Annotated in this window: 19 protein-coding genes; 6 read left to right on the top strand and 13 right to left on the bottom strand. The window is 73.7% G+C overall.

Annotated features, from left to right (window positions below; genetic code table 11):
- Window position 1 precedes the first annotated feature (1 nt).
- Window positions 2–1,273, bottom strand: a complete 1,272-nt coding sequence (locus tag ABT118_RS30695) for an RDD family protein (RefSeq protein WP_350676421.1) — start codon at window positions 1,271–1,273, stop codon at window positions 2–4.
- 228 nt (window positions 1,274–1,501) lie between these two features.
- Between ABT118_RS30695 and ABT118_RS30690 the strand changes: the two genes are divergently transcribed.
- On the top strand, window positions 1,502–1,918 hold the full coding sequence (locus ABT118_RS30690; RefSeq protein WP_350676414.1) for an SsgA family sporulation/cell division regulator: 417 nt from the start codon (window positions 1,502–1,504) through the stop codon (window positions 1,916–1,918).
- A 283-nt stretch (window positions 1,919–2,201) separates the two neighbouring features.
- Here the strand turns inward: ABT118_RS30690 and ABT118_RS30685 are convergent, their stop codons facing one another.
- The 4 genes from ABT118_RS30685 to ABT118_RS30670 all read right to left on the bottom strand — a co-directional run bounded on the left by ABT118_RS30685 (window position 2,202) and on the right by ABT118_RS30670 (window position 7,672).
- Complete coding sequence (locus ABT118_RS30685; RefSeq protein ID WP_350676409.1) at window positions 2,202–3,584, bottom strand: glycosyltransferase 87 family protein; 1,383 nt, start codon at window positions 3,582–3,584, stop codon at window positions 2,202–2,204.
- A gap of 198 nt (window positions 3,585–3,782) precedes the next feature.
- Window positions 3,783–5,321 carry a cellulose binding domain-containing protein gene (locus ABT118_RS30680; protein WP_350676401.1) on the bottom strand — a complete coding sequence of 513 codons (1,539 nt, stop codon included), beginning with the start codon at window positions 5,319–5,321 and terminating at the stop codon, window positions 3,783–3,785.
- A 195-nt stretch (window positions 5,322–5,516) separates the two neighbouring features.
- Entirely contained in the window at window positions 5,517–6,878 is a 1,362-nt protein-coding gene (locus ABT118_RS30675; RefSeq protein ID WP_350676591.1) for a sensor histidine kinase, read from the bottom strand.
- 83 nt (window positions 6,879–6,961) lie between these two features.
- Window positions 6,962–7,672: a response regulator transcription factor gene (locus ABT118_RS30670; RefSeq protein ID WP_350676394.1), complete on the bottom strand. Its 711-nt coding sequence runs from the start codon at window positions 7,670–7,672 to the stop codon at window positions 6,962–6,964.
- Between the two features lie 156 nt (window positions 7,673–7,828).
- On the opposite strand from ABT118_RS30670, the gene ABT118_RS30665 reads away from it, so the two are divergent.
- Window positions 7,829–8,341 carry a hypothetical protein gene (locus ABT118_RS30665; RefSeq protein WP_350676389.1) on the top strand — a complete coding sequence of 171 codons (513 nt, stop codon included), beginning with the start codon at window positions 7,829–7,831 and terminating at the stop codon, window positions 8,339–8,341.
- A gap of 28 nt (window positions 8,342–8,369) precedes the next feature.
- Here the strand turns inward: ABT118_RS30665 and ABT118_RS30660 are convergent, their stop codons facing one another.
- Complete coding sequence (locus tag ABT118_RS30660) at window positions 8,370–8,900, bottom strand: VOC family protein (RefSeq protein WP_350676385.1); 531 nt, start codon at window positions 8,898–8,900, stop codon at window positions 8,370–8,372.
- A gap of 181 nt (window positions 8,901–9,081) precedes the next feature.
- Here ABT118_RS30660 and ABT118_RS30655 point away from each other — a divergent pair, with 181 nt between their 5' ends.
- A complete protein-coding gene (locus ABT118_RS30655; RefSeq protein WP_350676381.1) occupies window positions 9,082–9,564 on the top strand; it encodes an Lrp/AsnC family transcriptional regulator in 483 nt (160 codons plus the stop codon).
- Window positions 9,565–9,731: 167 nt separating this feature from the next.
- Entirely contained in the window at window positions 9,732–10,493 is a 762-nt protein-coding gene (locus tag ABT118_RS30650) for an IclR family transcriptional regulator (protein ID WP_350676376.1), read from the top strand.
- Between the two features lie 114 nt (window positions 10,494–10,607).
- Here ABT118_RS30650 and ABT118_RS30645 read toward each other — a convergent pair whose 3' ends face one another.
- The 6 genes from ABT118_RS30645 to ABT118_RS30620 form a co-directional block, all read right to left on the bottom strand.
- Window positions 10,608–11,414, bottom strand: a complete 807-nt coding sequence (locus ABT118_RS30645; RefSeq protein WP_502884732.1) for a S16 family serine protease — start codon at window positions 11,412–11,414, stop codon at window positions 10,608–10,610.
- Between the two features lie 102 nt (window positions 11,415–11,516).
- Window positions 11,517–12,167, bottom strand: a complete 651-nt coding sequence (locus ABT118_RS30640) for an IclR family transcriptional regulator (RefSeq protein WP_057237549.1) — start codon at window positions 12,165–12,167, stop codon at window positions 11,517–11,519.
- A 333-nt stretch (window positions 12,168–12,500) separates the two neighbouring features.
- Complete coding sequence (locus ABT118_RS30635; protein WP_350676368.1) at window positions 12,501–12,908, bottom strand: DUF2752 domain-containing protein; 408 nt, start codon at window positions 12,906–12,908, stop codon at window positions 12,501–12,503.
- 71 nt (window positions 12,909–12,979) lie between these two features.
- Window positions 12,980–13,207 (bottom strand): TM2 domain-containing protein, encoded by a 228-nt coding sequence (locus ABT118_RS30630; protein ID WP_350676365.1) that lies wholly within the window; start codon window positions 13,205–13,207, stop codon window positions 12,980–12,982.
- Between the two features lie 200 nt (window positions 13,208–13,407).
- Window positions 13,408–14,085, bottom strand: a complete 678-nt coding sequence (locus tag ABT118_RS30625; RefSeq protein WP_350676362.1) for a LuxR C-terminal-related transcriptional regulator — start codon at window positions 14,083–14,085, stop codon at window positions 13,408–13,410.
- Between the two features lie 142 nt (window positions 14,086–14,227).
- Window positions 14,228–15,040: a sensor histidine kinase gene (locus ABT118_RS30620; protein WP_350676359.1), complete on the bottom strand. Its 813-nt coding sequence runs from the start codon at window positions 15,038–15,040 to the stop codon at window positions 14,228–14,230.
- A 154-nt stretch (window positions 15,041–15,194) separates the two neighbouring features.
- On the opposite strand from ABT118_RS30620, the gene ABT118_RS30615 reads away from it, so the two are divergent.
- A complete protein-coding gene (locus tag ABT118_RS30615; RefSeq protein ID WP_350676354.1) occupies window positions 15,195–15,662 on the top strand; it encodes an SsgA family sporulation/cell division regulator in 468 nt (155 codons plus the stop codon).
- A 25-nt stretch (window positions 15,663–15,687) separates the two neighbouring features.
- Here ABT118_RS30615 and ABT118_RS30610 read toward each other — a convergent pair whose 3' ends face one another.
- Window positions 15,688–17,508, bottom strand: coding sequence for a DEAD/DEAH box helicase (locus ABT118_RS30610; protein WP_350676580.1), 1,821 nt, complete (start codon window positions 17,506–17,508; stop codon window positions 15,688–15,690).
- 359 nt (window positions 17,509–17,867) lie between these two features.
- On the opposite strand from ABT118_RS30610, the gene ABT118_RS30605 reads away from it, so the two are divergent.
- Window positions 17,868–18,308, top strand: coding sequence for an SsgA family sporulation/cell division regulator (locus ABT118_RS30605; protein WP_350676350.1), 441 nt, complete (start codon window positions 17,868–17,870; stop codon window positions 18,306–18,308).
- Window positions 18,309–18,319: the final 11 nt, after the last annotated feature.

Here is an 18,319-nt window from a genome sequence, read left to right as displayed (position 1 = left end):
GTCAGGCGCGCACCACCCGGGTACGCGCCGCCCGGTCCTGCCAGCCCCGCCGGGCGGAACGGTCCCGCAGCGGCGCGAACAGTCCGACCACCGAGAGCACCGCGAGCTGCCGGACCGACCAGCGGAGCAGGGACCGGCCGAACGACGGCGCGGGGGCCGCCCGCGTCGCGTCGGCGACCCGGATGCCGACCAGGCGCTTGCCGAAGGTCTGGCCCGTCCGGGAGACCGGAACCACCTCGTAGAGCAGCGCGGCCAGCAGCAGGATGCCGAGCAGCACGCCGACCCGGCCGACCACCAGCCCGTCGACCAGCCAGACCCGCACCTGGCCGCCGCCGCCCACCATGCTCGCCTGCCGGGCCTGCACCACCTTTTCGTCGATGTGGGTGATCACCGAACCGACCGTCGGCACTCCGGCCGCGACCGCGACCAGGGCGAGGGCCGCGGTGTCGACCAGCCGGGCCACCGCGCGCCGGCCGAGACCGGCGGGCAGCGGGGCCGGGGGCTTGCGGGTCGCCGCCCGCCGCGCCGTGGGCGGCCGGGTGGCGACGGGCGGCCGTACGGTCGCGGCCGCCTTCACCGGGGCAGGCGTCGGCTCCGGCGTCGCGACAGGTGCCGGCGTCGGCATCGGCGTCGGGGCGGGAGTCGGGGCAGGCGCCGCCTCCGCGACCTGGAGCACAGCCGCAGGGGCGGGCGCGGGCGACGGAGCCGGAACGGGGAGCGGTTCGGGCAGGGTCGCGGCAACGGCCCCCCAGGAGACCACCTCGGGCTGCGCGGTCGGTGCGGCCCGCCACGCGGTGGCCGCCGGCGGCTCCTGGACGGCCTGCTGCAACTCCCGCTCCGCGTACGGCGCCAGCGTGAACGAGGCACCCCCCGAGGTCTGGTCGAAGAAGACCGGCCCCGTCTCCTCCACCGACTGCACCGTCGGCGCCGACACCCCCGAGGGTCCCGACGCACCGGAAGCCCCCGACCGGAGCGCCGCAGGCAGGTGCGGGACGGGCGGTACGCCCGGCAGCACGGGTTCGACGTGGACCTGGGCCATCACGACCGGACGCGGCGGCGGCGCGGCCGGGGCGAAGGTGGCGGCGGCCCGGTGCGGGGCACCCCGGGGCGGGGCCAGCGGCTCACCCGTCGGCGGGGCCGGGCGGCTTGTGCCGGGCACCCAGGCGGAGCCGCCCCAGTAGCGGACGAAGCCGGGGACGGACGGGTCGGGGTAGTAGCCCGGCGCCGGGTCGAGGGCTGTGTCCAGGTCACCGGCGAGGGGCCGTTCCGTCATGGGGGTCTCTTTCCTGGCAGCACCGTGGAGCGGACGACCCGTCAGCACCCGTGCGCGGGCGGACAGTCGTCGGGCAGTCACAAAGGGTAGTGCCTCGGGCGCCCGGCGGCGGGCAGTTGGTCAATCCCAGGACAGTGGGTGAATGCGTGTAAGAGCTTCACCGGAGCTCACTCTCTCCTGGTGCAGGGGTTCGGAGGCGGGCCCCACGACACCGAGAGGAAACCCGTCATGGAGCGGTCCACGAGCGTCGTCGAGCACGAGCTCGAACTCAACCTGGTGCTCTCCCCCGAGCGCAGCGTCCCGGTCCCGGCCCGGCTGTCGTACGGCAGCCACGACCCGTTCGCTGTGCACATCACCTTCCACCTGGACACCGGCACCCCGGTGACCTGGGTGTTCGCCCGCGAGCTGCTGGTCGAGGGCACCTTCCGGCCGTGCGGCCAGGGGGACGTGCGGATCTGGCCGACCCGGTCGGGGCGGCGCAGTGTGCTCTGCATGGCGCTCAGTTCGCCGGCTGGGGACGCCCTGCTGGAGGCGCCGCTGCCCGCCGTGGCGGCGTGGCTGGAGCGGGCGCACCGGCTGGTGCCGCCGGGCGCCGAGCTGGCCGCGCTCGACCTCGACCACTCCTTGGCCGAGCTGCTGGCGTGAACGTATACGCAGGCGTGAACGCGCACGCAGGCGTGAACGCCGACGCTCGCGCCAACATGAACGCGAACGTGAATGGTGACGCAGGCATGAACGGCCACGCCCACACGAACGGTGACGCGGCCGCGAACGCCCACGCGAGCGTGAACGGTGATCCGAGCGCGAACACCCACCCGAACGTGAACGGTGCCGCGCCCTCAGCCCCCGCCCGAGACCCACACCAGACTCAGCGCCAATGCAAGCACCCGCGCCAGGCCCAGCATCAGCACCAGGCCCCGCGTCGGACTCAGCCCCGCCGGAGCGTCTCGGCCACCGGCGCAGCGCTGCGCTGTCGCGGCAGGCTGAGCATCGGCGCCCCGGCCGCCCGCCGGCGGGAGCGGATCCGCAGCGCGGCGACGGCCAGGAAGCACAGGCCGGTCAGCGGATAGACCGAAGCCGGGAGCTGGGCGAGCAGCGAGAGGTGCAGGTCGAGATCGCCCTTGTGCGGGACGACCCACATGCCGAAGGAGAGGAAGGCGAGCAGCGTGGCCCCGAAGATCGGCCGCCAGCGCAGCCGCCGGATCGCCGCCGGACGGGACCGCTCGTGCGCGGCCTCGGCGGCGAGCAGCACCAGCACCGGCACGCACCAGACCCAGTGGTGGGTCCAGCTGATCGGGGAGATCAGCACGGCGGTGACGGCGGCGCAGCAGACGCCCCAGGCCTCCGCCCGGGGCAGCCAGCGGGCGCTGCGGAACGCCCAGGCGGCGGTGGCCAGCCCGGCGATCGCGATCAGCCCCGCGACCGCGGTGGCGACGGCCCCCGGGTGGGCGGTGTGCAGCAGCCGGGCGACGGTGCCGCTGATCGACTGGTTGTCGACGATCTCGGTCTTGCCGACCCGCGAGGAGTCGTAGAGGTACTTGGTCCAGAAGCCCCAGGTCGCGTCCGGGAGGACCAGCGCCCCGAGCAGGAACGTGCCGAGGAAGGTCGCCCCGGCCACCAGCGCGGCCTTGATCCGGCCGGTGATCAGCAGGTAGACGGCGAACAGGCCGGGGGTGAGCTTGATGCCCGCCGCGATGCCGATCGCCATGCCCTTGGAGCGGCGGGAGTCCGAGCGGGTCAGGTCCCAGAGGATCAGGCAGCCCAGCGCCAGGTTGATCTGCCCGTACCGGAGCGTGGTGAAGACCGGTTCCAGCCAGACCCCGAGGCCGGCCACCAGCACCACGCCGACCGCGCGCAGGTCCCGGCGGGGCCAGCCGACCAGCTTGAAGGAGAGGTACGCGAACGTGGCCAGCAGCCCGACGTTGCCGGCCGTGATCGCCACCCGCAGGAAGCCGATGCCGAACCAGGTGGTCGGCACGAACAGCATCGCGGCGAACGGCGGGTACGTGGCGGGGAGGTTCCACTCGGTCACCCGGAGCCCGTACAGGTCCTGGCCGTTCGCGACGGCGGCGCCCTCGGCCCGGTAGACGATCATGTCGACCATCGAGGTGCCGACGAAGTGGCGGACCGTCGCGTACGTCAGCAGTGAGAGCAGCGCCACGCCGAAGGCGATCCCCAGTGGGCGGCGGGGTGCCTCCCGCAGCGCCCGGACGGGGGCGCCGAGGGCGGTGGCAACCCGCCGCCCGGGCGTGACCGGGCCAGCGGTGGCAGGGCCCTGAGGGGCTCTGCGCTGCTCTTGCGCCGTTGTCACGTGATAGCTCCGTCCGCCGGTAGACCAGCTAGCGACCTTACCGGACCACCGCGAACCCGCGACCTGAAAGCAGCGCCGGGCCCAAGCGGCCGGTGGACGCCGGGGCGGCCCTGACCCCCCGTTGGTCAGGGCCGCCCCGGGCGGTACGGAAAGCGGTGCGGAGAGCGGCACGGCAAGGAGTACGGAAAGCGGGCGCCGTCAGCCGGTGTAAGCGCCGAAGGCCCGGGTGAAGTCCAGCGGCTGCTGGGCGATGCTGCTGCAGCTGGCGTCGGCGTACGGCTTGGCGCCGCCCGCGCACGCCTTGTCCCGGGTGCCGGACCACATCGCCAGCCAGGCCAGGTGCTTGGTCCTGGCGAACTCGGCGAGCTGGGTGGCGTCGGCCACCGTGAAGACCTCGCTGGCGACGTCGTTCACGCCGATCATCGGGGTGACCGCGACCTTGGCCCAGGCGGCCGCGTCGGCCAGGCCGAGCACGCTCTTCAGCTGGGCCTGGGTGGCGGTGGCGGCGTCGATCGCGTACTTGCCCATCCGGCCCTGCGGGTTGGGGGCGGCACCGTCGCCGTAGTCCATCGCCATGATGTTCACCGCGCCGATCGCGACGCCGTTGGTCTTGGCGTTGGCGACCAGGTTCACGCCGTCCTGGGTGAGTCCGCTGGGCAGGGCCGGCAGGGTGTAGGAGACGTCCAGGGTCCTGCCCTTGGCGGCGGCGTTCTTCTGCAGTTGGGTGATGGCCTGGGCCCGGCGGGTGTTGGCGGCGGTGTCGCCGAGCGCGCCGCCCTCGACGTCGAAGTCCACCTTGGTCGCGCCGTACGCGTCCACGGTCTTCTGGTAGGCGGCCGTCAGCTCGGCGACCGAGGAGCAGGCGGTGGCCAGCTCACTGCCGTTGGCGCCGCCGAACGAGACCCGGACGTCGCCGCCGATCGCCCGCAGGGCGCCGATCTGCGAGGCCACCGCGTCGGCGCCGAGCTCGCTGACGCCGCCCCACTTCGGGGTGCAGCCGCCGCCGGAGACGACGAAGGCGAGGGTGTAGTCCTTCACGCCGGTCGCCTTGGCGGTGGCCACCAGGTCGAACGGCGGGTAGAGCGAGGTGTCCACGTACGGCGCGAAGCGACCCGTCGTCACCACCGGCGGCGTGCTGACCGAGGCCGACGGCGTGGGAGTCGGAGTCGGCTTCGCCGAGCTGGGGGCCGCGGTCGGCGTGGCCGTGGGGGTGGCCGTCGAGGTGGGCGAGGTGCTCGGGGCGGCCGTGGTCGGGCGGCCCGAGGGGGTCGGCGGGGTGGTGGAGCCCGCCGTGCACGGGGCGTCGTTGATCAGGCAGTTGCCGGGCTCGGCCTGGGCGGCGCCGCTGCCCTGGACCACGAAGCCGACGTCCAGCGACTTGCCTGGCTCGATCCGCTTGCCCCAGTCCTGCGGCTTCACGGTGATGTGCTGCCCGTTGGCGGTGAAGGCGGCGTTCCAGAGCGAGTCGATCCGGGCGCCGGCCGGGAGGTCGAAGCTGAGGGTCCAGCCGTCGATGGCCTTGCTGTCTGGGTTGGTCACCAGGTACTGGCCGGTGTAGCCGGTCTCCCAGGTGCTGGTGCGGCTGTAGACCGCGCCGGGGGTGGCGGCGCTGGCCGAGGCGGCGAAGGCCACCACGGCACCCGCGACAATCGCGGTGGCGACAGCGGAGGCTCCGATCACGGCGCCCTTGCGGCTCCGGCGGCGGTGCCCCGAACGTCGGGTGGGCTGATTCGTCATGGGCGCACAAACCTCCGGCTGAGTGACCGTCAACCGGGGCCGCACGCCACCGGTCGGCCCGACGCTAGCCCCGCCCCACCGGCCCGAACCGCCGCCTCAGCCACCCGAACACCTCCGTTAGGGAAGCCTTAAGGCACCCGCCCTGAGGCCACCCACCCCCGGCCGACCGGAACCGGCCCGGAGCACCGGGACCGGCTAGCGTCGCTTGCGGGAGAGCCTGGGCAGGGCGGGCCGGGTCTCCAGCCGGAGGCGGAGCTCGGCCCCGCCGAGGACGGCGGACCGGCCGAGGGCCAGGTCGCCGCCGGTGGTCTCGGCCAGCTTGCGGACGATGTCGAGGCCGAGGCCGGTGGAGCCCTCGCCGCCCTGGCCCTCGCCCCGGCGGAGGGCGCTGGCGGGGTCGGCGAAGCCGGGTCCGGCGTCGCCGACCAGCACGATCACCGATCCCTCGGTGGCCAGGACGTCGACCGAGAAGGCGGTGCCGACGCCGGTGTGGCGGAAGACGTTGCCGAGCAGCGCGTCGACCGCGGCGGCCAGGTCGCCCCGCTGGACGGGTACCGGCGCGGTGCCCTCGGCCCCGGCGAGCTGCCAGCGGCGGCCCTCGTCCTCGGCGAGGGCGGACCAGAAGGCGACCCGTTCCCGGATCACCTCGGCGGCGTCGCAGCCGAAGGCGACCGAGGGGACGTCCTCCGGTGCGCGGCGGGCGGTGCGGATGATCTGGTCCACCTCGCGCTCCAGTTGGGCGACCGCGTGCCGGGTGGCGTCGGCGGCGTCACCGGTGCCGAGCGAGGCCGCGTTCAGCCGGAGGACCGTCAGGGGGGTGCGCAGGCGGTGCGAGAGGTCGGCGGCGAGTTCGCGTTCGGCGGCGAGCAGGTGGACCACCCGGTCGGCCATCGCGTTGAAGGCGAGGGCGGCCTCGCGGAGCTCCTCGGGGGCGCCGTCGACCTGTCGGCCCTCGACCGGGACCCGGACGGCCAGGTTGCCGCTGCCGAGCGAGCGGGCGGCGGCGGCCAGCCGGCGGGCCGAGCCGACGATCCGGGCGCCCATCCGGTCGGCCACCAGCACCGAGATGGCGACCAGGGCGAGCGCGACCAGCGAGAGCACCAGCCAGGCGGTGGCGACGCCCCGGGTCAGGTCTCCCCCGGCGACGTACACCTCCACCACGGCGACCCGCTTGGCGTCCACCGCGACCGGCTGGAGCAGGACGAAGCCGCCGGGGGCCCGGTCGATGAAGGACTGGCCCTGGCCGGCCGCGGTGGCGACCGCGAGTTCGGAGGCCCGGCCGTGGCCGACCACGGTGCCGGGGCTGTAGCCGACCACCGGCAGGTGGACGGCCATCTTCTCCTGGGCGCCCGCGTCGGTGCTGGCCAGCGCGCGGGTGATGGCGTCCTGCTCGGTGGTGATCGCCAGGGCCGGTCCGAGCGCGGCGGCCTGGCGTTCGGCCGAGGTGAAGGCGCGGTCCCTGGCGGTCTGTTGCACCATCAGGCCGAGCGGGATCAGGAAGGCCAGCGCGACCATCGTGGTGCCGGCCACCGCGGCCTTGATCAGGGCCCACCGCAACGAGTGCCCGGAGCCGCGCAGGCCCGAACCGCGCGAGCCGGAGTCCCGCGAGCCGGAGTCGTCGGCGGAGCCGCCCCGACGGCTCACGTCGGTTCCCCGTCGTCCGCCCCGACCGCGGGTGCCTCCAGCCGGACCCCGACGCCCCGCACGGTGTGCAGGTAGCGCGGCTTGGAGGCGGTCTCGCCGAGCTTGCGGCGCAGCCAGGACAGGTGCACGTCGATGGTCTGGTCGCCGCCGTAGGTCTGCCGCCAGACCTCGGCCAGGATCTCCTTGCGCGGCACCACGACACCGGGCCGGCCGGCCAGGAAGGCGAGCAGGTCGAACTCACGCCGGGTCAGGTCCAGCGGCCGGCCGTCCAGGACGGCCTCGCGGCGCTGGGCGTCGATGGCGAGGCCGCCGACCCGGAGCACCTGGGCGACCGGAGCGGTGCCCCCGCTGAAGCGGCGCAGCACGGCGGTCATCCGGGCCGTCAGATGCTCGACGGAGAAAGGTTTCACCAGGTAGTCGTCGGCGCCGTCGTTCAGCAGTCGGACGATCTCGGCCTCGTCGTCCCGGGCGGTCGAGATGATCACCGGGACGTTGGTCAGCCCCCGGATCATCTTGAGCGCCTCGCTGCCGTCCAGGTCCGGCAGGCCGAGGTCGAGGATCACCAGGTCGCAGCCGACCTGGGCAACCTCGCGGAGGGCTTCCAGCGCGGTGCCGACGCTGCGGACCGCGTGGCCGGACTCGGCCAGGTGCCGGATGAGGGCGGAGCGTACGAAGGGGTCGTCCTCGACCACGAGCACTGTTGCCATGGGGCCGCAGGGTACGCCATTCGGGTCCAGTGGTCTGTACCGCGGGGCGGTTCCGGGACGCTCGGCGACCGCTCCGGTGTCATTTGTGCAACTTCCCTGCCGATTCGCTGACCTGCACTCCTACCGGTCCCGGCGGTACGGCAGGATGTGCACGCGATGCGGAACGGACTGGTACAGCTCGGCGCCTGGACGGCGGCAACCGGGGCAGCGGTGGCGCTGTCCTGGTTCGGCGTGCACGCAGTGCTGACCGACGCGGCGTTCGAACAGCCCTCGGCGGTGCCGCTGCCCTCCTCCGTCTCCAGGACCTCGGACGCCCCGTCAGTTCCGTTGTCCCCGGCCCCGGCCGCGAGCAGTCCGGCCCCCGCGACCACGTCGGCGAGTCCGGCCCCGGCGGCACCGACCTCGGCGAAGCCGAAGCCGTCCAAGAAGCCCCCGGCCGAGCCCGTCTCCACGGTGAAGAGCTACCGGGTGCCGGGCGGCCGGGTGGCGCTGGACGTGCAGGCGACCACGGCCGAGCTGGTCTCGGCCACCCCCGACCAGGGCTGGAAGATGGACCTCTGGCAGGGCGACAAGTGGCTCCGGGTGGACTTCTCCAAGGACGGCAGCACCAACTCGGTCTTCGCCACCTGGAACGGCTTCCACCCCGAGGTGCAGACGGTCGTCCGCTGACGGCCGCTCAGGCCGACGGCCCGCGCCGTCAGTCCAGGATGCCGGGCGGCGGCGGCAGGTAGCCGGGCAGGTAGGGCCCCGGGTAGGCGGTGCGCTCGACCAGCAGGTGGTGGGCCGGGCCCGGGGTGCCGAGGGTGGCCAGCACGGCGGTGCCGTAGCGGTCGCCGACCTCGGCCGGCTCGGCCACCGAGAGCGCGCCCCGGTCCACCGCGTAGTCGTACGCGGCGTACACGTCGGGCACCTCGATGACCAGGTCGAGGATGGTGTCGCCGTGCCGGGCGACGTGCCGGGCGATCCGTTCGGCCCGCTCGGTGAACGGGTGCAGGGCGGAGCTGACGACCAGTCGGGTGGGCCCGGACTCCAGCACGAAGGAGAGGGTGTCGAGCCGGCCGGTCTCGGGTCCGGCGTAGGCGGTACATCGCATGGCCAGCGCGGCGCAGTAGTAGCGGGCGGTGCGGCGGGCGTCCCGGACGGCCAGCAGGGCGTCGGTGCGCCGGGCCGGGAGCGGGCCGGTCTCGTCCGGGTGGAGGACGAACGGTGCGGTGGAGACGTCGGTCAACGAGAACCTCCCCGGTTGGCCTCGTGGCGCGGTGTGGGGGCCCGCACCACGAGGCGGTGGAGGGAGCGTGGCCCCCGGACCGGCGTTGCGCAACTGGTCCGTTTCCGGCTGGGCAAGCTGTGCGTCCGGGCCGGACAATGACAGGCGCAGTTGGACAGATTGCCCACCGGATGGAGCCGCCGTGCACACCCCGAACGACGCCATCGACGCACTCGACGGCAAGTTGATCAGACTTCTCAGCGAAGAGCCCCGGATCGGGGTACTGGAGTGCTCCCGCCGGCTCCAGGTGGCCCGGGGCACGGTGCAGGCCCGGCTGGACCGGCTGCAGGCGCGCGGGGTGATCGGCGGCTTCGGCCCCCAGGTGGACCCGGGGGCGATCGGCTACCCGGTCACGGCCTTCGCGACGCTGGAGATCTCGCAGGGCCAGGGGGTGGACGTCCGGGCCCATCTGACCTCCGTCCCCGAGGTGCTGGAGCTGCACACCATCACCGGCCACGGGGACATGCTGGTCCGGATCGTGGCCCGGTCGAACGCCGACCTCCAGCGGGTGATCGACCGGGTGGTGGGCTTCGACGGGATCGTCCGGGCCTCGACCGCGATCGCACTGGAGAACCCGGTGCCGTTCCGCGTCCTGCCGCTGGTCGACCAGGCCGCCCGGGAGTGACCCGCTGTCCGCAGGGGCAACACAGGCCGCAGTGGCATATGCCAAAGGCCTGTGCGCGCCAAGATCGCAGGCATGAGATCCGTACCGGTACCTGAGTACCCGCCAGCTTCCGCCCCGTCAGCTTCCGCTCCGTCAGTCGTCGCTCCCCATAGGTCCGGAGGCGGCCGGTGAGCGCCGGGACCGATGCTCCGACGACCCTGATCGCCTCCGCCCAGCGCGCGCTGCGGCTGCTGGAGGCGGTCGCCCGCTACCCCCGGGGGGCCACCGCCAAGCAGCTCGCCCGGGACACCGGGCTGGCCCTGGGCACCGCCTACCACCTGCTCCGCACCCTGGTGCACGACCGCTACCTGGAGCGCCGGGAGGGCCGCTACCTGACCGGCCCCGCCGTCGCCGGGCTGTCCGGGGAGGAGAGCCCCGGTGCCGGGCACCGGCGGCTGGACCGGCTGCTGCGCCGGCTCAGCGACGACCTGGCCGCGGCGGTCTACCTGTCCCGCTACTGCAAGGGCGAGGTGGAGCTGATCGCGGCCCAGGCCGCACCCGGTGCCCCCACCGTCGACCTCAGCGCCTTCCGGAGCGCCGCGCACGCCACCTCGGCCGGCAAGACCCTGCTGGCCCTGATGTCCGCCGAGGAGCGCCGGGCCTACCTGGCCAGGCACCCGATGGTCGCCCTCACCCCGTACACGCTGCGCGATCCGGCCCAGCTGCCGCTGCTGCCCCGGCAGGGGCCGCAGCGGGCCGCGCCGATCACCCAGTACCAGGAGTTCGTGCTGGGCACCGCCGCGGCGGCGGTGCCGATCGTGGCGGGCAGCGGGCTGGCCGCCGTCTCGGTCAGCCTGCCGATGGCCCAGGCGCACCGGTTACCCCAGATCGCCGCACAGCTGCGGACCCGGCTGAGCGACGACTTCGCGGCGGTCGCCTTCGGGCTCTGAGCCCACCGGACCGAGTCCTCGGCCCCGAGTAGTCGTCGGCGCCGAACCGCCCGGGCCGCAGGGGGCGGCCCGACGGCCGGGCGAACGGGGAAAGCGCCCGGCCCCCACGAACCGTCAGCAGGCGGGCACCGCACCACCGGTGTTCAGCGCGGTCAGAGCAGCGACCGCGTCCGCCAGCGTCTCCACCGGCACCAGCCGCAGCCCCGCCGGGGTGTTCACCTTCGCCGACGAGCACTCGCTCCTCGGCACCAGGAAGACCGTCGCACCGTCCCGGGCGGCCGCCTGGGTCTTCAGCGGTACGCCGCCGACCGCGCCGACGTTGCCCTGCTCGTCGATGGTCCCGGTGCCCGCGATCACCCTGCCGCCGGACAGGTCGCCGCCCTTGCCGTCACCGGCCAGCTTGTCCACGATGCCCAGCGCCAGCAGCTGACCCGCGCTCGGGCCGCCGATCGAGCCGAGGTCGACCTTCACCTTCACCTGGTTCGGCGAGAGCTTCAGGTAGTTCAACGCGGCGACCGTGGCACTGTCCTGGGACTCCGCCATCTGCTCCGCCGTCACCTGCTCGGCCTTGACCGGGTCCCGCTGGGGGTACACCGCCTCGGAGGGCAGCACCGCCTCGTCCGGGTTCAGCCAGGCGTCCAGCGCGGTGCGCATGGTGGTCCGCTCGCCCGGGTTGGTCGCGGAGATGGTGACCATCCGCAGCTGCCCGTCGGTCTGCCGCACCGGCGCTCCGGTGACCGTCAGCACCGGCCGGCCCTCGTACGAGCCGAGCACGTCCGCCGTGGTCCCCGGCATGGTCAGGGTGAACGGCAGCGGCACGAAGGCCGCCGTCCCCAGCAGCGCCGCGACCAGCACCCCGCACAGGGCCAGCGCACGGGTCTTCGGACGGGTCAGCACCGGGGGAAGCTTCGCATCGGACACACCGGAATCGTACGGGGCCGACCCGGCCCCGCGCGGCACCCCGCCCGCCCTGGGCCGTCCGCCCAGGGCCGTCCGCGCAGAGCCGTCCGCGCAGGGCGTCCGCTAGCGCAGGGCGTCCGCGACCTCGGTCGCGGCCTCGACCACGCGCGGGCCGACCCGCTCGGGCACCAGCCCGTTGAGCATCACCACGCCGACGCTGCCCTCGATCCCGCTCAGCCCGAGCAGCGCGGCCGCCGCGCCGCTGGCGCCGGACTGCTCCTCCGCCCGGGTGATCACGAAGCCCTGCTCGGGCCGCCGCTGGCCGGGGAAGTTCCGCGCCTCCAGGATCGCCCGGCCGGCCGCGCTCTCGTCCAGCGGGTGCCGCAGGCCGGTCCGGTACGCGACGTGGAAGTCGGTCCAGCTCGGCTCGACCACGGCCACCGCGAGCGCCTCGGCGCCGTCGACCAGGGTCAGGTGCGCGGTGGCACCGAGGTCCTCGGCCAGGCTGCGCAGCGCGGGCAGCGCGGCCTCCCGGAGCAGCGGGTGGACCCGGTGGGCCAGCCGCAGCACGCCCAGGCCGACCCGGGCCCGGCCGCCGATGTCCCGGCGGACCAGCCCGTGCTGCTCCAGCGTGGCCAGCAGCCGGTAGACGACCGTCCGGTTGACGGCCAGCCGGGCCGCCAGCTCGGTGACGGTCAGGCCGCGCTCGGAGTCGGCCAGCAGTTTGAGGACCCGGACACCACGGTCCAGGGTCTGGGAGGTCTCGGCAGTCACGACGCGCATTCCTTTCTGCGGCGGTCACCGGACTCCGGGCAGGCGGGTGCCTGTCTCGGGGGTCCGGGGTGTCACGCGCAGGTGGGGTGTCCGCCCTGGAGCAGTACGTCGGCGTCGTCGACGAACGCACAGCCCTGCGGTGCCCGTCTCGGTTCTGGGTGGGTCGTTCGAGAGAGCGTGTGGAGAAAGTAGTGAAGGAGGGGCACGCTGCGGAAGGGTCTGTCCAAAATTCGGGCAAGATCTGTTATCGAACGGAACCCAAAACAGGACAACCCCCCCATTCCACGGGGCGTTTCCGACTGTCAGTTCGAACGGAGTCCGGAGTCCGGACAGTCACCAGAGGTTGCGGCCGACCGTCCAGAGCGCCGCGGCGGTCAGCACCGCGGCCGTCCCGCGCGGGCCGAGCCGGAGCCGGAACCGCCGTCCGGCCAGGCCGTGCCGGAGCCAGGTGCCGTAGAGGACGGCGAGCACCGGGAGGGTGAGCAGCAGGGCGGCGTTGTCGGCCCAGGCCGCGGCCAGGTCACCGTGCAGCAGGTCGTAGGCCATCCTGGTGCCGCCGCAGCCCGGGCACTGGAGGCCGGTCAGTCTGCGCCAGGGGCAGAACGGGAGCAGCTGCCCCGGGAGGTGCGGATCGCGGGACCAGAGGTACCAGGCCCCGAGCGCCCCGGCGGCCGGCAGGGCCAGCGGCAGGGCGGCGGTGCGCAGGCGGGCGGCGGCGCCCGGCCGAACGGGCCCGGACACGGCGGAACCCCCGGCCCGGGTGAATCCACCGGACCGGGGGTCGGAACGCCTGCGGCGCACCTGGAGCGTCATCAGACGAGCGGACGGCCCTGGGCGTCGGTGCGGTCGTTGCTGGTGAGGAAGATGATGCCGTCGATCAGCGCCCAGACGCCGAGGCCACCGCAGGTGAAGAGCTGCGCGAGGGCCATACCGGTGTGGCCGGTGTAGAAACGGCCGGCGCCGAAGCCGCCGAGGAGGATCTGGAGAACGCCGGCGGTGACCTTGGACTTGGCGGGCGCGGTGGAGGCGGTGTTGGCCACGGTAGTTTTCTCCTTCTGATGACCCCGGCCGGAAATGGGCATGGTGAGGTCGTGTCACATCAATGGGATTGCCGAAGAGTCGCTCTGGAATCAACACCCCCGCGACCCGGCACGCGGAACATTATCGGACCGGAGTAGGTGTTGTCTTGGCAAAATCTCGTCAGTAAACGAAATCGCCGTAACGTTTGCACAACGGGCCGTCAGACCACCCGGAGCAGACCGTCCCTGAGGGCTGCCGCGACCGCCGCACCCCGGCTCTCCACGCCGAGCTTCGCGTAGATATTGGTCAGGTGGCTTTTCGCGGTCGCTTCGCTGATGAATAGCTGGGCCGAAATCTGACGGTTCGACAGACCGTCGGCCAGCAGCTGGAGTACCTCGACCTCCCGCCGGGAGAGCCCGGGCGCGCCACCGCGCATCCGGCGCAGCAGCCGCCCGACCGCGGCCGGGCCGAGCACCGACTCGCCGCGGGCCGCGGCCCGGAGCGCCGGAACCAGCTCCACCGCCGCGCTCTCCTTGCCGAGGAAGCCGGTCGCCCCCGCGTCGATCGCGGCGAACACGTCCTGCTCACCGCCGTAGGCGCTGAGCACCAGGACGGCCGGCGGGCGCTCCAGGCCGAGCAGGCTGCGGATCAGGTCGACGCCCTGGAACAGGCCCGCCCCGAGGTTGAGGTCGAGCAGCACCACCTCGGGGTACTCCTCCGGCGGCAGCTCCGCCAGCAGCCGCAGCGCCTCGTCGTCCCCGGCCGCCTCGCCCACCACCGCGAGGTCCGGGTGGTCCTCCAGCATCATCCGGACCCCGAGCCGGATCGCCGGATGGTCGTCCACCAGCAGGACCTTGACGGTCGGTACGGTCGGCGCGGTCGCAGTGGTGGCGGTCATGGCCGTGCCCCGGCGGTCTGCCCCCATGCGCTCTCCAACCGAGGTGGTGCCCACCCGGGCCGCTCTCTGCGCCGGGGTCCCGCAACGGGGAGGCCAGTATGCCAGGGCATACGGATGATCGGACAAATACCCTGCCGCGCCATCAGACGGGATATTCGAACTCCACCGCCACCGCGGCGCCCCCACCGGGAACGGACTTCACCGACAGCTCACCGCCGAGGCCGCGGATCCGTTGCGCCGCCCCGGCCAGCCCGAGGCCGATCCCGGGTTCCCGCCCGGCCGGAATACCCCGGCCGTCGTCCCGGACCTCGGCCCGCAACCGGTCGGACAGGTAGTGCAGTTCGACCCTGACGACCCGTCCGCCGGAGTGCCGGACTGCGTTCGCCACGCCTTCCTGGACCATCCGCAGCACGGCGCTCTCCACCGTCAGCGGCAACCGCCGCTCGGCGCCGGAGCGCAGCAGTTCCAGCTCCGGCACCGCGGGCACGCAGGGCTCGCCGCCGAAGGCCCCGACCGCCGGCAGGTCGCCGACGCCCGCCAGGGCCCGGCGGGCGAGTCCGAGGTACTGCTCGACCGCCTCGCCCAGGCCGCCGCCGTCGAGCTGGGAGGCCGCCACCCCGCCGGTCAGGTCGCCGACCTGGCCGAGCGCCTGGACCGCGATCCGATGCAGGGTCGACAGCCGCTCCCTGGCCTTCGCCAGGCCGGGGGCCCCGGCGGGCAGCGCCCGGTCCACCGCCCCGGTCAGCATGGTGACCGCGGCCAGCCCCTGGGCCACCGTGTCGTGCAGGTCCCTGGCCATCCGGACCCGCTCCTCGATCCTCCCCTGCTCGCGGTGGAGTTCGGCCCGCTCGTGCTCCCGGCGGCTGCGCTCGACCCGCTGCCGGGACCGGTGCCGCGACCACGCCACCGCCGCACCGCCCGCAGCCAGCGGCATCAGCAGCCCACCGAGTCGCACCCTGTCCCTTAGCATTGATCCCGATCCTCGTCCACCGCCGAACAGCTGGTTTCCGACCAGCCTATGGGGCGAAACCGACCCCCGACGCTCGGCCGATGCCAGGAATGGATCAAGCAGCGAACCTGGTCGGACGACTACGACAACGGGGGACAATATGCGCTTCGGTGACATACCGGAAGAGGCCGACGGCACCGGCCAGGAGCCCGCCGAGCGGCTCTGTGCCCAGCTGGCGATGGAGCTGGAGGACGGGTCCGGGCTGCGGCTGCGGGTCCGCACCGAGCTGCGGTACCGGGCCGACGACCCGCTGGCCGTCCGGCTCACCTTCCACCTGCCCGGCGATCAGCCGGTGAACTGGACCATCGCCCGGGATCTGCTGCTGGACGGGATGGGCGCCCCGGCGGGCGAGGGCGACGTGCACGTCCGCCCGCACCCCGGCGAGCCGGACGCGGTCCAGCTGCTGCTGCACGCACCGGGGGGCTCGGCCAGCATCTCGGTCGGCCTCGCCCCCCTGCACGCGGTCCTGCTGCGGACCGACCTGATGGTCCCGTTCGGCGCGGAGCTGACCGAGGGTCAGCTGGAGCGCGGGCTGGCCGAGTTGCTCGCCGAGGCGGGCCGGGACTGAGCCGGACCGCCCCGGGGCCCGTCGCTCAGTTCGCCCACTCGCGGACCTTGGCGATCCTGGCCTTCAGCTGATTGGCCGTCGCCTGGGCCGTGAGCGGGCCGCCGCACTGCCGGCGCAGCTCGTTGTGGATGGTGCCGTGCGGCTGGTTGGTGCGGTGGTGCCAGGCGGCGACCAGCCCGTTCAGCTCCTTGCGCAGGTCGCGCAGCTCCTGATGGGTCACCACCGGGCGCTGCTCGGCCGGGAGTTCCAGCAGGTCGGCCTCCTCGGCCGGCTTGCCCTTGGCGCGCTGGATCTGCCGGGTCTGGCGCTTCTGCAGCAGCATCTGCACCTGGTCCGGCTCCAGCAGGCCCGGGATGCCGAGGTAGTCGTCCTCCTCCTCGCTGCCCGGGTGCGCCTGCATCCCGAACTCCATCGAGTTGTAGAGCACCCGGTCGAAGACCGCGTCGGAGCCGATCGCCTCGTAGCTGAACTCGTCGCCGCCGGCGCCGTCCGGGCCGTCGTCGGCCCGCTCGGCCTCGGCGAGCAGCCGGTCCTCCTCGTCGAAGAGGCCGTCGCCCTCCTTCTTCGGCCGGTCCAGCACGTGGTCGCGCTGGAGCTCCATCTCGTTGGCGAAGCCGAGCAGGGTCGGCACCGTGGGCAGGAAGACCGAGGCGGTCTCGCCGCGCTTGCGGGCCCGGACGAAACGGCCGACCGCCTGGGCGAAGAACAGCGGGGTGGAGATCGAGGTGGCGTACACCCCGACGCAGAGCCGGGGTACGTCGACGCCCTCGGACACCATCCGGACCGCGACCATCCAGCGGGAGTCGCCCGCCGCGAAGTCGGAGATCCGCTGGGAGGACTCGTTCTCGTCCGAGAGCACCACGGTGGCCTTCTCGCCGCTGATCTCGCGGAGGATCTTGGCGTAGGCCCGGGCCACGTTCTGGTCGGTGGCGATCACCAGGCCGCCGGCGTCCGGGATCGCCTTGCGCACCTCGGTCAGCCGCCGGTCGGCGGCCTGCAGCACGCTCGGGATCCACTCGCCCTGCGGGGCCAGCGCGGTCCGCCAGGCCTGGGCGATCAGGTCCTTGGTCATCGGCTCGCCGAGCCGCGCCTCCAGCTCGTCGCCGGACTTGGTCCGCCAGCGCATGTTGCCGCTGTACGAGAGGAAGATCACCGGCCGCACCACGTGGTCGGCCAGCGCGTGGCCGTAGCCGTAGGTGTAGTCGGCCAGCGACTTGCGCAGCCCGTCGGTGTCCGGCGCGTACTGGACGAACGGGATCGGGTTGGTGTCGGAGCGGAACGGCGTACCGGTCAGCGAGAGCCGCCGGGTGGCCGGCTCGAAGGCCTCGAAGCAGGCCTCGCCCCAGGACTTGGAGTCACCGGCGTGGTGGATCTCGTCCATCACCACCAGGGTCTTCCGGGCCTCGGTCCGGTTCCGGTGCAGCATCGGGTTGACCCCGACGCCCGCGTAGGTGACCACGATGCCGTGGTACTCCTTCGACAGCGGCCCCGAGGAGTAGGCCGGGTCGAGCTTGATGCCTATCCGGGCGGCGGCCTCGGCCCACTGCTTCTTCAGGTGCTCGGTCGGGGCCACCACGGTGATCTGCTGCACCAGGTGGTTGTGCAGCAGGTACGAGGCCAGGGTGAGCGCGAAGGTGGTCTTGCCGGCGCCGGGGGTGGCGACCGCGAGGAAGTCCCGCGGCTGCTTCTCGACGTACTTGTCCAGCGCACCCTGCTGCCAGGCCCGGAGCTTGCCCGCCGTGCCGTACGCGGCACGGCTCGGGAAGGCCGGGGAGAGCTGGTGCGAGGACGCCGCGACGGGCCGGGCCGCATGGTGCGGCTGGGCATCCGAGAACAGCGGGCTCATGGCGGAGGAAGCGGCAGTACTCACGGTCTCCGAAGGGGGATCATCGCAGGTCAGGGCCGATGTGGCGGGCCCGCCCCACAGTCGGGCAGCGGTCGGACAACCCGCCTAGCCTACCGGCAGCCCCCTCCCGGCGCGGCCCGACACGAGATCCGCCGACCGGCCCGGACGGCATGCCCGCGACCCGCTCCGGCGGACCGCTGCCGGGCCCGGCCGCCCCGCAGGTTTCCCCGGCACGGACCATGGGCATGTGACGCGGATCACAGCAATTGGTCCCAGAAGTGACGTAAGGCCCCAGGGGTCCCACCACTCTCACCGAGGTGGGTCCCGACATCCGGGTCCGCGTGAACCGGGAGGAACCCATGTCCGCCGTAGTCGAGCAGATCGTCCAGGCCCGTCTCATCGTCACCACCCACCGCTCCGCCCTGCTCCGGGTCACGCTGCGCTACCGGGCCGACGACCCGCTGGCCGTGCGGATGGGCTTCCCCGCCGAGTACTCGCTGGACGCCGGCCCGGAGCCGGTGCACACCCCGCGGTCCGCGCCCGAGGTCGAGTGGGTCTTCGCCCGCCAGCTGCTGGCGGCCGGCCTCGACCTGCCCACCGGGGACGGCGACGTGCACGTCCACCCCGCGCCGGGGCAGCGCACCATGGTCGAGCTGCGCGCCCCCGAGGGCGTCGCGCTGCTCCAGTTCGGAGCGCCCGAGCTGCGGCGCTTCCTCCGGGACAGCTACCTGGCGGTCGCCGAGGGCGAGGAGTACCGGTTCCTCGACGCGGACCGGGAGCTGGCCGAGCTGCTCGGCTGACCGGGCGTCAG

Origin of the sequence: Kitasatospora sp. NPDC002040, from assembly GCF_040296785.1 — a bacterium.
Taxonomy (GTDB): Bacteria; Actinomycetota; Actinomycetes; order Streptomycetales; family Streptomycetaceae; genus Kitasatospora.
This window is presented reverse-complemented; position numbering and strand designations above follow the sequence as displayed.

Excerpts from the sequence above, each read along its gene's own strand:
- ABT118_RS30665 (WP_350676389.1), top strand. The coding sequence starts at position 7,829 with ATGCGGAACGGACTGGTACAGCTCGGCGCCTGGACGGCGGCAACCGGG.
- ABT118_RS30615 (WP_350676354.1), top strand. The coding sequence starts at position 15,195 with ATGCGCTTCGGTGACATACCGGAAGAGGCCGACGGCACCGGCCAGGAG.
- ABT118_RS30605 (WP_350676350.1), top strand. The coding sequence starts at position 17,868 with ATGTCCGCCGTAGTCGAGCAGATCGTCCAGGCCCGTCTCATCGTCACC.
- ABT118_RS30625 (WP_350676362.1), bottom strand. The coding sequence starts at position 14,085 with ATGACCGCCACCACTGCGACCGCGCCGACCGTACCGACCGTCAAGGTC.
- ABT118_RS30690 (WP_350676414.1), top strand. The coding sequence starts at position 1,502 with ATGGAGCGGTCCACGAGCGTCGTCGAGCACGAGCTCGAACTCAACCTG.
- ABT118_RS30610 (WP_350676580.1), bottom strand. The coding sequence starts at position 17,508 with ATGAGCCCGCTGTTCTCGGATGCCCAGCCGCACCATGCGGCCCGGCCC.
- ABT118_RS30695 (WP_350676421.1), bottom strand. The coding sequence starts at position 1,273 with ATGACGGAACGGCCCCTCGCCGGTGACCTGGACACAGCCCTCGACCCG.
- ABT118_RS30680 (WP_350676401.1), bottom strand. The coding sequence starts at position 5,321 with ATGACGAATCAGCCCACCCGACGTTCGGGGCACCGCCGCCGGAGCCGC.
- ABT118_RS30670 (WP_350676394.1), bottom strand. The coding sequence starts at position 7,672 with ATGGCAACAGTGCTCGTGGTCGAGGACGACCCCTTCGTACGCTCCGCC.